The organism is Nocardia puris (genome assembly GCF_036051655.1).
In the GTDB taxonomy this organism is placed as follows: Bacteria; Actinomycetota; Actinomycetes; order Mycobacteriales; family Mycobacteriaceae; genus Nocardia; species Nocardia puris.
Genome location: NZ_CP107943.1, coordinates 6,507,363 through 6,522,377 on the forward strand (window position 1 = coordinate 6,507,363; position 15,015 = coordinate 6,522,377).

The window sequence follows — 15,015 nt, forward strand, 5'->3', positions numbered from 1 at the left end:
CCACCCGGCCCGCGGTCGTCGTCTCGCGTCGCTGGCTCACGACATGATCTCCTCTGGTACGTCGTCGGTTTCCGGCTCGGTGCTCGATTCGGCGGCCGGGGTGCCGGTGATGGACAGGAACACGTCGTCGAGGGAGGGCCGGTGCACGTGCGCGTCGACCACGCACACGCCGGCGTCGTCGAGCCTGCGCAACGCCTCGACCATCGTGCGCGAACCGTCGCCGACCACCACCGACACCTCGTCGGTGCCGGACTCGTGACTCGGCTCCCCGATCCCCACCTGCGCCAGGACCGTCAGCGCGGGCCGGGGTTCCTGCCCCGCCGCGAGCGTGACGGTGAGCCGGTCGCCGCCGATGGAGGTCTTCAGCTCGTCGGCCGAGCCGCGCGCGATGACCTTGCCCTTGTCGATGACGGTGATCCGATCGGCGAGCAGATCGGCTTCCTCCAGGTACTGCGTGGTGAGCAGCACGGTGGTGCCGTCGTCGACGAGATCGCCGATCACCCGCCACATGTCGTTGCGCCCGCGCGGGTCCAGACCCGTCGTCGGCTCGTCCAGCACCACCACCGCGGGCCGCGCGACCAGCGCGCCCGCGAGGTCGAGCCGGCGCGCCATGCCACCGGAGTAGGCGCCCGCACGGCGGTGCGCGGCGTAGTCGAGGCCGAACGCGCCGAGCAGTTCGGCGGCGCGGTGGGTGGCCTGGCGCGGTGACATCCCGTAGAGCCGGGCGACCATGCGCAGGTTCTCGTAGCCCGAGAGGTTCGCGTCGACCGCCGCGTACTGCCCCGACAGGCCGATGCGCCGGCGCGCCCCGGCCGGGTCGCGCAGCACGTCGACGCCCGCGACGCGCACCGAGCCGGCGCAGGGCCGCAGCAGGGTGGTGACGATGCGGACGGTGGTGGTCTTGCCCGCGCCGTTGGGCCCGAGCAGTCCCAGCACCGTGCCCGCGGGGATGTCCAGGTCGATCCCGTCCAGCACCCGGGCCTTCCCGTAGTTCTTGACCAGGCCGCGCACCTCGACGGCGAGTGTCATGAGCGCGTCTCACTCATCGGCTGATCTCCTTCGTGGTCGTTCGGGCCGCCGTCGAGATGCCGGTGCAGCACCGGGCCGATCACGGCGAGCGCGTCGGGTGCGGTCATGGCCGAATGGCGGCAGGACAGGGGATGGTCGTGCACGGTGCCGGTGACGAACGGCTCCCAGGCCGCCGCGCACCGCTGCGGATCCGCGCGGTTGGTCTCGTCGTCGGCGGCGGTGAAGAACACGACGTCGCCGTCGAAGGCGCGCGGACGGAATCCGTGCGCGAGGATCGTGCCGTTGGCGTATCCGGTGTAGAGGCGTTCGAGGTGCTCGAGGGTGAGCGCCGCGAACGGTCCCTGCTGGGCGCGCAACACCTCGGCGGCGTCGCTCAGGGTGGTGACGGTGGCCGGGTCGATGCCGTCGCCGCCGAATTCGGCGACGATCTCCGCGACGCCGGGCACGGCGTCGTCGAGCCAGCGGTCGCCGAGCTGGTAGCTGTCCATCATGGCCAGCAGGGCCACCTCGTCGCCCGCGTCCCGCAACTGCACCGCGATCTCGTGCGCGATGAGACCGCCCAGCGACCAGCCGAGCAGATGGTACGGACCGGTCGGCTGCACCGACTTCATATGCGCCACATACTGTTTCGCGGCCTCGGTGATCGAGTCGAACTGCTCGTCACCCGCCACGTGCGGCGCCTGCAACCCGTACACCGGACGGTCCGGCGCCAGGTGCGCGAGCAGCCCCGAGTAGCACCAGGACAGTCCGATCGCCGGGTGCACGCAGAACAGCGGCGCCTTGCCGCCCGCGCGCAGCGGGCGGATCGGCAGCACCGGCGCCAGCGTGGCAGCCAGCGCCGCATCGGCACCGCCCGCGGCCGTGAGCCGGGCCGCGATGGCGGCGGGGGTGGCGTCACCGAACATCAGCTGCACCGGCAGGTCGATGCCCTCGGCCCGCACCTGCGCGACGACCTTCGTGGCCAGCAGCGAGTTGCCGCCGAGTTCGAAGAACGCGTCGTCCGCGCCGACCCGCTCGACTCCCAGCACGGTCTCGAAGGCCGCGCACAGCACCGCTTCCACGGGGGTGGCCGGGGCGCGGTAGCCGACGGCGGCGGTGAACACCGGCTCCGGCAGGGCCTTGCGGTCGAGCTTGCCGACGGGGCTGAGCGGCACCTCGTCGATGAGCATGATCGACTGCGGCACCATGTAATTCGGCACCAGGCCGCCGACGTGCTCGGTGAGTTCGCCGGCCGTGACCGCCGCGCGCGGCACCACGTAGGACACCAGCGCCGTTGTGCCCGCCTGGGTGCGGTGCCCGATGGTGTGCGCCCATTCGACCGCGGGATGCCGGTGCAGCGCGGCGTCGATCTCGCCGAGTTCGATGCGGAAGCCGCGGATTTTGACCTGGTGGTCGGTGCGGCCCATGTACTCGATCTCGTGCCTGCCCGCGGGCGCGCCCGGCCACCAGCGCACCAGGTCGCCGGTGCGGTACATCCGCTCCCCCGGCTTGCCATAGGGATTGGCGACGAACCGCTGCGCGGTGAGTCCCGGCCGGTTGTGGTAGCCGCGCGCCAGCGCGCTGCCCGCGAGGAACAGCTCGCCGGTGACGCCGACCGGCGCGGGATGCAGGCGGGCGTCCAGGACGGTGGTCGCGACGCCGCGGATCGGCCCGCCGATGAGGATCGGCGCGCCCACCCGCATGGGCTCGGAGATGACGGTGACGATGGTGGTCTCCGTCGGCCCGTACACGTTGTAGAGGTTGCGGCCCGGCGCCCAGCGGTTCACCAGATCGGCGGGCAGCGCCTCACCGCCCACCAGCACGTGCTGGAGTTCGGTGACGCCGGCCGGGTCGACCGTGCCCAGCGCCGAGGTGGTGATGAACGCGTGCGTGATGCGTTCGGCGACGAACACCTCGGCCAGATCCGCGCCACCGACCACGCCGGGCGGCGTGATGACCAGCGTGGCCGCCCCGCCGAGCGCGAACAGCAGATCCAGCATGGCGGCGTCGAAGCTCGGCGTCGCGAAGTGCAGGATGCGGCTGCCCGGGTGCACGCCGAAGCGCTGCGCGGTCTCGGCGGCGAAGTTGGACAGGCCGCCGTGGGTGACGACCACGCCCTTCGGGGTGCCGGTGGAGCCGGAGGTGTAGATGACGTAGGCGGGGTTGTCCAGCCGCAGCGGACGCACCCGCTGCGCGTCGGTGACGGCTGCGTCGCCGGTGGCCAGCACGGTGGCGCGGAACTCCGGGTCGTCCAGCACGATCCACTCGACGTCGCCGGGCAGCTCGTCGCGGTACTCGGCGAGCGTGATGCCCAGTGCCGCACCGGAATCGGAGAGCATGTGGCTGATGCGCCCGGCCGGGTAGAGCGGGTCGACCGGGACGAACGCCGCCCCCGCCTTGGCCACCGCCAGCACCGAGGCCACGGATTCGACCGACCGCGGAATGCCCAGCGCCACCAGGGTTTCCGGACCGACGCCGCGCCCGATGAGCACGCGCGCCAGGCGGTTGGTCCACCGGTCGAGCGCGTCGTAGCTCACCTGCGTCTGGTCGGCGCGGATCGCGACGGCGGCGCGGTCGACGGCGGCGGCCGCCTCGAACACCTCGGGGAAGGTGACCGGACGGTCGGCGGTCGCGCCCCGCACCGGGGTGAGCCCGCTCCATTCCTCGGCGTCGAGCAGGTCCAGATCACCCACGGCCGCAGCGGGATTCGCCGCGATAGCGCCGAGCAGGCGCACCAGGCGCTTGCCGAGCGCGTGCGCGGTGTCCGCGTCGAACAGGTCGGCCGCGTAGTTCACCGCGAGCGTGATGCCGTCCGGTTCGCGGTCCGCGGTGAGCCCTTCGGTGAGGGTGAATTGCAGGTCGAACTTGGCGATCCCGGCGTCGGTCTCGACGCTCTCGATCCGCAGTCCGGGCAGGGTCAGTTCGGTGACCGGGCGGTTGCGCACCGAGAGCATCACCTGGAACAGCGGGTGGTGCGCCTGCGAGCGGTGCGGGTTGAGCACCTCGACCAGCCGCTCGAACGGCAGGTCGGCGTGCGCGAAGGCGTCCAGGTCGGTGTCGCGGACGGTGTCGAGCAGGTCGGTGAACCGCGCCGATCCGTCGACGGGGGTGCGCAGCACCAGCGTGTTCACGAACATGCCGACCATGCGGTCCAGCGCGGGGTGCCCGCGCCCGGCGATGGGGGTGCCGACGGCGATGTCGTCGGTGGCGCCCATCCGGTGCAGCAGCACGGCGAGCGCGGCGTGCAGCAGCATGAACATGCTGACATTGCGGCTCGCCGCGACGACCTGCAACTCCCGGTGCGTGGCCGGGTCGACCGTGCACGCCACCTCGCCGCCGCGGTAGGACGGCACGGGCGGGCGCGGCCGGTCGGCCGGCACGGTGCTCAGTTCCGGCACGCCGTGCAGGGTGCGCCGCCAGTAGTCGAGCTGCTTGCTCAGCACCGACTCCGGATCGTCCTCGGCGCCGAGCGTATCCCGTTGCCACAGCGTGTAATCCGCGTACTGGACGGCCAGCTCGTCCCAGCCGGGCCGCAGCCCGTCGCGCGCCGCGTTGTAGGCGACGGCCACGTCGGCGGCGAGGGGTTCCAGCGACCAGCCGTCCATCGCGATGTGGTGCACGACGAGCACCAGCACGTTCTCCTGCGACGCGCCGGGCGCGATCGCGCCGTCCGGGTCGGGACGGTCGGTCACGGTGATCAGCGCCGCGCGCAGCGGCACGCTCTCGGCCAGGTCGAATCCCGGTGCGGTGAAACGGCGGACGGCGTCGTCCACCTCGCCGGGCGTGACGGTCGCGACGAACAGGGTGATGGCCGCCGCGGCCGGGTCCAGCACCACCTGGGCGGGTTCGCCGTCCAGCTCGGGGAATACGGTGCGCAGCGTTTCGTGCCGCTCCTGCACCGCGTGCAGCGCGTGCACGAGCGCCTGCACGTCGAGGTCGCCGCGCAAGCGCAGCACGACCGGGACGTTGTAGGCGCCCGCGCTGAGCTCGGCGCCGGTCTCGTTGAACCGGTTGAGGAACCACAGCCGGTGCTGCGCCGCGGAGAGCGGGACGCGGTCCGGCCGTTCCTGGCGCACCGGCCCGTTCTCGGCCTCCCCCGCGACGCCCGCGTCGAGCAGCGCGGCCAGTTCGGCGACGGTGGGCGCGGTGAACACGGTGCGCACCTCCAGGCGCGCGGCGCCCGCCGCGGCCAGCCGCGCCACCAATTGCGTGGCCAGCAGCGAGTTTCCGCCGATATCGAAGAAACTGTCGGTGGCGCTGACGGATTCGGCACCGACCAGCTCGGCCATTACCGCGGCCACCAGTCGCTCGGAGTCGGTGGCGGGTTCGCGGCGGACCGGGCCGGCGGCGAGTTCCGGTTCCGGCAGCGCGGCGGTGTCGAGCTTGCCGACCGGCGTGAGCGGAATCCGTTCCAGCACGGTGATACTCGCGGGCACCATGTGCGCGGGCAGCGCCTCGGCCGCGTGCGCGCGCACCGCGTCCACGTCGACACCGGCAGACGGATCGGCCGGCTGGACGTAGGCGACGATGCGATCGGTGCCCGCGACCGGACGCACCTGGGTGAAGGCGAACCGCACGTCCGGGTGCGCGCCGAGCGCGGCCGTGATCTCGCCCAGCTCGATGCGGAAACCGCGCACCTTCACCTGGTGGTCGCTGCGGCCCAGGTACACCAGCTCGCCGTCGCCGTTCCAGCGCACCACGTCACCCGTGCGGTACATGCGCTCACCGGCGGGGCCGAACGGGTCGGCGACGAACCGCGACGCGGTGAGGCCGTAGCGCTCGAAGTACCCGCGCGACACGCCCAGACCCGCGACGTACAGATCACCCGGCACACCCATCGGGACCGGGCGCATCCGCTCGTCCAGCACCAGGGCCCGCGCGCCGCGCACCGGGGAGCCGATGGTGAGCGGACCGCCGGGTCGCAGCGGTCCCGCCATCGTGGCGACGATCGTCGTCTCCGTCGGCCCGTAGGCGTTGTACATCGCCCGGCCGGGCGCCCAGCGCGCCACCAGATCGGCGGGCAGGGCCTCGCCGCCGACCAGCAGGGCGCGCAGGTCCGGCAGCGGCCAGCGGTCGTGATCCACGGTCGCCAGCGCCCCCGGAGTCAAGAAGGCGTGGGTGACCCGCTCGCGCCGCAGGAGGGCGCCGAGTTCGTCGCCACCGTAGATGTCGGTCGGGCTGATCACCATGGTCGCGCCCGCGCCGAGCGCCAACAGCAGGTCGAGCACGGCCGCGTCGAAGCTGGGTGAGGAGAAGTGCAGCGTGCGGGAGTGCTCGTCCACCGCCACGTGATCGCGCAGTTCGGCCGCGAAGTTGGACAGGCCGCGGTGCGTGACCGCCACGCCCTTCGGCGTGCCGGTCGAGCCCGAGGTGTAGATGAGGTAGGCCAGGTCGGCGATCCGGACCGGCTTGCGCAGTTCGGCATCCGCGATCGGCCGCTCACCCAGCGCGGCGAGTTCGCCCGCGAAGGCCGGGTCGTCCAGCAGCAGCCAGTGCGTGGCCGCGTCGGCGGCCGCCGCCCGCAGGTTCGCCGCGTGCGCGCCGACCGTCACGCCGAAGGCGCAACCGGAGTCGGTGAGCATGTGGCGCACGCGGTCGGCCGGGTAGTTCGGGTCCACCGGCACGTACGCCGCACCGGATTTCGCGACGGCCAGCACCGTGAGCACCGACTCCACCGAGCGGGTGAGCCCGAGCGCGACACGATCGCCCGCACCCAGTCCGCGCCCGATCAAGGCCCGCGCCAAGCGGTTCGAGCGCCGGTCGAGCTCGGCGTAGGTGATCGACGTCCCGTCCGCGCGCAGCGCCACGTTCTCCGGGTGCCGCCGCGCGGCCGCGACGAACAGTTCGGCCAGCGTGACCGGCGGGGCGGCGGGGCCGCCGATGGCCGGGGTCAAGTGGCGGCGTTCCAGTTCGGTGCGCGCGTCGATATCGCACACCCGCACCCGCGGGTCGGCGGTGATCGCGGCCAGCACGCGCAGGAACCGGTCGGCCAGGGTCCGCACCGTCGCCTCGTCGAAAAGCTCGGCGGCGTAGACGAATTCGTATCCACTCTGGCCCGCGCGCAGTTCCAGGTCGAACTTGGCGCGCGCGATGTCGAGCTCGTCGGCGCGCAGCGTCAGGCCGGGCAGGTCCAGCGCCGGGGGCGGGCCGTCCTGCACGGTGAGCGCCACCTGGAACACCGGGCGGTTCGCGCCGACGGTGCGGCCGAGCTCCTCCACGACCCGCTCGAACGGCACGTCGGCGTTGGCCATGGCGGCCAGTTCGCCGTCGCGGTCGGCGCGCAGCAGCGCCGCGAAGGTGGCGTCGGGGTCCACGTCGGAGCGCAGCAGCAGCGTGTTGACGAACATGCCCACCAGCTCGTCGAGCTGGGCGTCGGTGCGTCCGGCGATGGGCGTGCCGATCACGATGTCGCGCCCGCCCGTCACGGCGCGCAGCAGCACGCCGAGCGCCGAGCGCAGCACCATGAACGGGCTCGCGCCCTGTTCGCGGGCCAGCGCCGTGAGACCGCGCGCGATCGGGTCGGGCACGGTGAAGCGCACTGTCCCCGCCTCGTGGGTGGGGTCGGCCGGACGCGGCCGGTCGTAGGGCAGCGGCAGCTCGTCGGGCAGCTCCGCCAGCGTCTCGCGCCAGAAGGCCAGCTGCGCGCCCGCCACGCTCTCGGGATCGCTCGCGTCGCCCAGGCATTCGCGCTGCCAGAGCCCGAAGTCCGCGTACTGCACCGGAAGTGGCGCCCACGCGGGGGCCGCGTCGCCGCACCGGGCCGCGTACGCCACGGCCAGATCGCGGGTGAGCGGGCCGAGCGACCAGCCGTCGGCGGCGATGTGGTGCAACACGATGCCGAGCTGGTGGCGACGCGGGCCGGTGCGCAGCAGCGCCACGCGCAGCGGGGTGTCGCGGGTCAGGTCGAAGCCGCCGCGGGCGAGCACGCGCAGCGCGTCGGCCGCGCCCGCCTCGTCCACGTCGACCGGCACCAGCGCGGGCACCGCCCGCGCCGCGGGCAGCACGACCTGCTGGGCGCCCGCGCCGTCCTCGGGGTACACGGTGCGCAGCACCTCGTGGCGCGCCACCACGTCGCCGAGCGCGGCGCGCAGGGCGGCCACGTCGGGATCGCCGTCGATCCGTATGACGAATGCGATGTTGTAGGCGCTCGATTCGGGTGAGAATCGATTCAGGAACCACAGTCGCTGCTGCGGCAGCGACAACGGGAGGCGACCCGGACGCGGCGTGTGCACAGCCAGCGCGATCCGCTGCGTCCGGGGCGCTTCCGCCAGCCGCTGCGCGACCCCGGCGACCGTGGGCTCCTCGAACAGCGCGCGCACCGCCAGCTCCACCCCGAACTCGGCGTGCAGCGCCGAGGCCAGCCGGGTGGCCAGCAGCGAGGTGCCGCCGAGGTCGAAGAAGCTGTCCTCGGCACCGGTCACCGGGCGGCCGAGCACCGTCCCGAAGACCGCCGCGACGCGGCGCTCGGCCTCGGTGCCCGGTTCGCGCGAGGGTCCGGCGGCCACGAATACGGGCTCCGGCAACGCTTTCCGGTCCAGCTTGCCCGCCGGGGTCACCGGCAGGGCGTCCAGCACGGTCACCGACGCGGGCACCATGTAGCCGGGCAGCCGCTGCCGGGCGGTCTCCACCACGTCGCGCGCCGTGACCGCCGCGCCCGGTTCCGCCGTGACGTAGGCGATGAGGCGGTCGTGCCCGTGCTCGTCGCGGTGGACCATGGTCAGCGCCGTGGCCACACCCGGGTGCGCTCGCAGCGCGAGGTCGATCTCGCGCAGTTCCACGCGGAAGCCGCGGATCTTGATCTGGTCGTCGGCGCGGCCGAGGAAGCGCAGGTGCCCGGCGTGGTCGGCGACCACGAGATCGCCCGTGCGGTACATCCTTTCGCCGCGGCGCCCGTGCGGGTTGGCCGGGAATCGCGCGGCCGTGAGGTCGACGCGCCCGAGGTAGCCGCGGGCCACGCCGGGTCCCGAGAGGTACAGCTCGCCGGGGGTGCCGGGCGGCACCGGGTGCAACCTGTTGTCCAGCACGAAAAGTCGCATGCCGCGCACCGGATGCCCCAGGGGCACCGGCTGTCCCGCGACCATGGGCCCGGACGCGGTGGCCGCGACCGTCGCCTCGGACGGGCCGTACATGTTGTGCATGCGGTGGCGCGCCGACCAGGTGGCCACCAGGTCCTCCGAGCACGCCTCGCCGCCGACGATGACGGCCTCGAGCTCGTCGAGCCCGTCGTCGGGCACGGTGGCCAGCGCGGCGGGCGTCACGAACGCGTGGGTGACGCGTTCGGTGCGCAGCAGGCCGGCCAGCTCCGCGCCGCCGTACATCCCGGCCGGCGCGATGACGATGGTCGCCCCCGCCGCGAACCCGAGCAGCAACTCCAGCACCGACGCGTCGAAGCTCGGCGACGAGAAGTGCAGCGTGCGTGCGGAATCCGTGACGCCGAACAGGTGCGTCTGCTCGCTGGCCAGCGACGCGAGGCCGGCGTGGGTGACCACGACGGCCTTCGGCTTGCCGGTCGACCCCGAGGTGTAGATCAGGTACGCCGGGTGCGCGGTGCGCAGCGGGTGGTGGCGTTCGGTGTCGGCGATCGGCGCGGCCGGGCGCGCGGCGACGTCGGCCTCCAGCGCGGGCGAGCCGAGCACGACCCAGTCCACCGCCGTCTTGCTGTGCCTGCCGGGCGGGGCGGGCCACGCGGGCAGGTCGGGCAGGCAGTCGCGCACGGTGAGGCCGAGCATCGCGCCCGAATCGCCGAGCATGTGCTCGATGCGCTCGCGCGGGTAGCCGGGGTCCACGGGCACGTAGGCCGCGCCCGTCTTGGCCACGGCCCAGATCGCGGTGATCGAGTCCAGGCCGCGCGGCAGCGCGAGGGCGATCACCGATTCCGGACCGGCGCCCTGGTCGATCAGGGTGCGCGCCAGCCGGTTCGAGCGTTCGTCGAGTTCCCGGTAGGTGGTGTCGCGGCCCAGGTAGCGCACCGCGACGGCGTCGGGCAGCCGCTCGGCCGTCGCGCCGAGCAGCCGTGCCAGGGTGATCGGCGGCTCGGCGGGCGCGGCGGCCAGCGGGACGAGGTTCGCCGACTCCTTGCGGTCCAGCAGGTCGATATCGCCCACGGGCAGATCGGGCGCGGCTACGGCCGCGGCCAGCACCGCGTTGAACCGGCGGGCGAACGCCGCCACGGTGCGCCGGTCGAATACGTCGGTGGCGTAGGCGAATTCGGCGCTCAGCGGTCCATCGCCGAGGTTGTCGTGCACCTCGAGCTGGAGGTCGAACTTGGCGATATCGGCGGCCAGCGGCAGCACCTCGGCGGTGACGCCGGGCAGCGCGATGCCGAGTTCCGGGGCGCGGTCGTAGGACAGCATCACCTGGAACAGCGGGTGGCGCGCGGTGGAGCGCTCCGGATTGACCACCTCGACCAGCCGCTCGAACGGCACGTCGGCGTTGGCGAACGCGTTGAGGTCGGTCTCGCGGGCCACGTCCAGCATGCGGTCGAAGCCCGCGGCGGGGTCCACCTCGGTGCGCAGCACCAGCGTGTTGACGAACATGCCGACGAGTTCGTCCAGCGCGGGATCGGACCGGCCCGCGATCGGCGTGCCGATGGCGATATCGGTGCTCGCGCACAGCCGCGCCAGCAGCGTCGCCAGCGCCGCGTGCAGCACCATGAACATGCTGACGCCGCGGCTGGCCGCGAGTTCACCCGCCGCACGGCGGATCTCGGCCGGAATGGTGAACTCGATCCGGCCGCCCTCGGTGGAGCGGCGCAGCGGGCGGGGGCGGTCCAGCGGCAGGTCCAGCTGTTCGGGCAGCCCCGCCAGGGCCGAACGCCAGTGCGTGAGCTGGCGGCTCAGGGCGCTGGCCGGATCGTTCTCGTCGCCGAGCAGTTCGCGCTGCCACAGCGCGAAGTCGGCGTACTGCACCGGCAGCGGTTCCCACTCCGGCGCCGCGCCCCGCACGCGCGCGGTGACCGCCTGCACCAGGTCGCGGGCCAGCGGCGCGATGGACCAGCCGTCGCCGCAGATGTGGTGCAGCACCACGAGGAACACATGGCGGTCGGGCCCGGTGCGCCACAGCGCGACCCGGATCGGGGCCTGGCTGCGCAGATCGAACCCGTAGCCGGCGAATTCGGTGGCCAGCGCGGCCACGTCGGCGCCCTCGGCCTCGATCGGGTCGAGGGTCAGCGGGATCTCCGCCGCCGTGTGCACCAGCTGGTACGCGCCGTCGGGGCCCTCGGGGAACGTGGTGCGCAGGCTCTCGTGCCGGTCGATCACGTCGACCAGGCCGGCGTGCAGCGCGGCGTGGTCGAGCGGGCCCTCCAGCCGGATGGCCAGCGGCATGTTGTAGGCGGCGGCGTGTTCGGCGAACCGGTTGAGGATCCACAGCCGCTGCTGAGCCAGCGAGAGCGGCACCCGCTCCGGGCGCTCGGCGCGGGTGAGGCGCGGTGAGGCCATGTCGGGGGTGTGCGTGGCGAAGCGCTGGGTGAGCGCCGCGACCGACGCCGCCTCGAACAGGTCGCGGATGGTCAGCGCCGTGCCGAGGGCGACGTTGATGCGCGCGACCGCGCGCGCCGCGATGAGCGAGTTGCCGCCCAGGTCGAAGAAGCTGTCGTCCAGGCCGACCGCCTCCATACCCAGCACCTCGGCGAAGATCGCGGCCAGCGTGCGCTCCACCTCGGTGCGCGGTTCGGCGGTGATCGCCGTCGACGCCGAGGGCAGCGCGGGTACGGGCAGCGCCTTGCGGTCGATCTTGCCGTTGGCGCTCAACGGCAGTTCGTCCAGTTCGATCAGCGCGGCGGGCACCATGTACGCGGGCAGGGTGCGGCGCAGCGCCGCCAGCAGTGCCTGGGTGTCGAGTCCGTCGGTGCTGCCCGGCGCGGCCACCACGTAGGCGATCAGCTCGTCGCCCGCGCGGCCCCGGTGGGCCACGCAGACCGCCCGCGCGACGTGCGCGTCGTCGAGCAGCGCCGCCTCGATCTCGCCGAGTTCGATGCGCAGACCGCGGATCTTGACCTGGAAGTCGGTGCGGCCCAGGTACTCCAGCACGCCGCGGCCCTCGGCCGTCGGCTCCAGCTGCCAGCGCGCGAGGTCGCCCGTGCGATACATCCGCGTGCCCGGTGTGAAGGGGTTGGCGACGAACCGGTCGGCCGTGAGCACCGGCTGGCCGAGGTAGCCACGCGCGAGCTGCACACCCGCCAGGTACAGCTCGCCGACCACGCCGGGGGGCACGGGCCGCAGGTGCGCGTCGAGCACATAGGTCTGGGTGTTCCAGACCGGGGAGCCGATCGGCACGCTCTCCGGATCGTCGGGGCACGGCCAGTAGGTCACGTCCACCGCGGCCTCGGTGGGCCCGTAGAGGTTGTGCAGCCGGGGGCCGGGCAGCGCGGCGTGGAAGTCGCGCACGGTGGCGGCGGGCAGCGCCTCACCGGAGCAGAACACCCGGCGCAGGCTCAGGCACGCGCGCACATCGGTGTCGGTGACGAACACCGACAGCATCGAAGGCACGAAATGCGCGGTGGTGACGCCCTTCTCGGCGATGACGCGCGCGAGATACGCGGGATCGCGGTGCCCGTCGGGCTCGGCGACGACCAGGCGCGCGCCGATCTGCAAGGGCCAGAAGAACTCCCACACCGACACGTCGAAGGTGGCGGGGGTCTTCTGGAGCACCGCGTCGGTGTGGTCGAGCGGGTACTCGTGCTGCATCCAGCGCAGCCGGTTGACGATGGCGCCGTGGCTCACGCCGACGCCCTTGGGCTTGCCGGTGGAGCCGGAGGTGAAGATCACGTATGCCAGATGGTCCGGGCGCAATGGAACGCGCCGGTCGTCATCGGTGACCGGCGCGCCGTCGTAGGCGGAGGTGTCGAGGGTGTCGATCGCCAGGATCGGGGCCCGCACCGGTAGCGCCAGGCCGTCGCGTTCGGCGGTGAGCAGGCACACCGGCTTCGCCTGGTCGAGGATCCCCGCCATGCGTTCGGCCGGGTGCTCCGGGTCCAGCGGCAGGTAGGCCGCGCCCGCCTTCACCACGGCGTACATGCCGACGACCAGGTCGAGGCTGCGCCGCAGGCACAGGCCGACCACGGTGTCGGGTCCGGCGCCGCGCGCGATGAGCGCGCGGGCCAGGCGGTTGGCGCGCTCGTCCAGCTCCCGGTAGGTCAGCTGGTCGTCGCCGAACTCGAGGGCGACGGCCTCGGGACTCACCCCGACGCGGTCGGCGAACATCCCGGCCAGCGTGCCGGGGCGCACCGGGGCGGCGGTGTCGTTCCAGCCGCGCAGCACCAGTTCGCGTTCGGCGTCGGTCAGCGCGCACAGCGATTCCGCGGGAGTCTGCGGATCGGCGGCCAGGAACTTGCCGAGGTAGTCCAGGAACCGGGTGTGGTGGGTGGCGACCTCGGTGTCCCCGTACAGCCGGGGGTTGGCCTCGAAGTCGACGTGGATGCGCCCGCCCTCGCCGTTGTACAGGTTGATCGACAGGTCCTCGACCGGTCCGGTGGCCAGCACGTGCAGCGAGCCGACGAGATCGCCGAAGCGCAGCTCGTCGTGGAACAGCATGATGTTGACCATCGGGCCGAAGAAGCCGCGCGCGTCGCGGGAGTAGCCGCAGTCGCGGCGGATGTCGTCGTGACGGTAACGCTGGTGGCGCAGCGCGCCGGTGATCTGGAGCTCGGCCGCGCGCACCACGTCGGCGACGGTGGTGTCGGCGTCGAACCGCACGCGGATCGGCACCACGTTGGAGAGCACGCCCGCCGAGCGGCGCAGCGCGACCGTGGTGCGCGCGGCGACCGGCAGGCTCAGCACCACGTCGGCGTCGCCGGTCACCGACCGCACGTAGCCGGCCAGCGCGGCGACGAACAGCGTGGAGCTGTGGGTGCCGAACTCGGTGGCGGCCGCGCTCATCGACGCGTCCACCCGCTCGCTCAGCGCGCCCTTGGCCAGGCGGCGGCCCGGATCGGGGGTGGCGGTGGTCAGCGGCACGTTCGACAGGCTGACCGGACCGCCCGCGCCCGCCAGCTGTTCGAGCCAGTAGTCGCGGTCGTTGCGGAACCGGCTGGATTCCCGGTAGGCGGACTCGTCGGCGTAGATCCGCTCCAGCGACGCGGCCCGCGACACCGACGGCTCGGTGTGCTGCTGCGCGGCGGTGTAGATCTCGGCGGTGCGGGTGAGCGCGTTCATCGCGCCGTAGCCGTCGATCACGATGTGGTGCGCCCTGGCGTACCAGATGTAGTCGGAGTCGCCGGTGCGCAGCACCACGTTGATGGTGAGCGGGTCCCGTTCCAGATCGATCGGCGAGCTGGCGTGCTCGGTCATCCAGCGCAGCGCCGCGGCGTGCGGATCGGGTTCGTCGCGCAGGTCCACGCGGCCCCAGCCGGGGCGGCGCGACCAGTCGACCAGCTGGTGCGGGACGCCGTCGATCTCCTCGAGGCGGACGTGGCCCACCTCGGTCTCGGCGCCGAATCGCTCGATCGCGTAGAGCAGGCACCCCACGTCCAGATCCCCGTGGATCTCGACGTATTGGGCGATCGTCAACGGTACGTCCGGCCGGATCCGCTGGGCATACCACAGGGCCGTCTGCGCAGGCGAGAGAGCGAAAGGTTGTACCGAGAGATCACCCGAAGTGCATTGGTCGACACGATCGGTGGCCAATGAACTCATTCATCACTCCGTTCTGCCGCTACTGACGCAACTCCCCGAGCCCGACTACGGCTCGAGAGCGCGCACGAGCCGTAGGACGTGAGATCCACGCCCTATGATTCGGAGCACGCCGGAACACGGATGGCCGACGTTTTGGATTTGTTTCCGGCGAACGGCGTTGGCAGAACGTTGTTTTCAACAGCTACATTTCGGCAAACTTCGGCCGAGCGGCGCGGGACCCGGGGACAACCCCGAGGTCCGGGCGCGAAAAACGCGTGCGGGTACGACGCCGGTGCGGAGGACTCAGCGAATAGCGCGCAACATCACGGCCGCGCAACGGCGGCCTCATCCACACCGGAAAATACCGGCTGTTCTGTTGTGGAGAAGTGCGGTG

General features: G+C 72.8%; 2 protein-coding genes. Both read right to left on the reverse strand.

The genetic code is table 11. The features are described 5' to 3' along the window. Positions 1-36: 36 nt before the first annotated feature. Positions 37-1,029: an ATP-binding cassette domain-containing protein gene (locus tag OHB21_RS30210; protein WP_067514314.1), complete on the reverse strand. Its 993-nt coding sequence runs from the start codon at positions 1,027-1,029 to the stop codon at positions 37-39. Then, positions 1,026-14,642 carry a non-ribosomal peptide synthetase gene (locus OHB21_RS30215; RefSeq protein WP_195124321.1) on the reverse strand — a complete coding sequence of 4,539 codons (13,617 nt, stop codon included), beginning with the start codon at positions 14,640-14,642 and terminating at the stop codon, positions 1,026-1,028. Before OHB21_RS30215 ends, OHB21_RS30210 begins: the two co-directional genes overlap by 4 nt. Positions 14,643-15,015 lie beyond the last annotated feature (373 nt).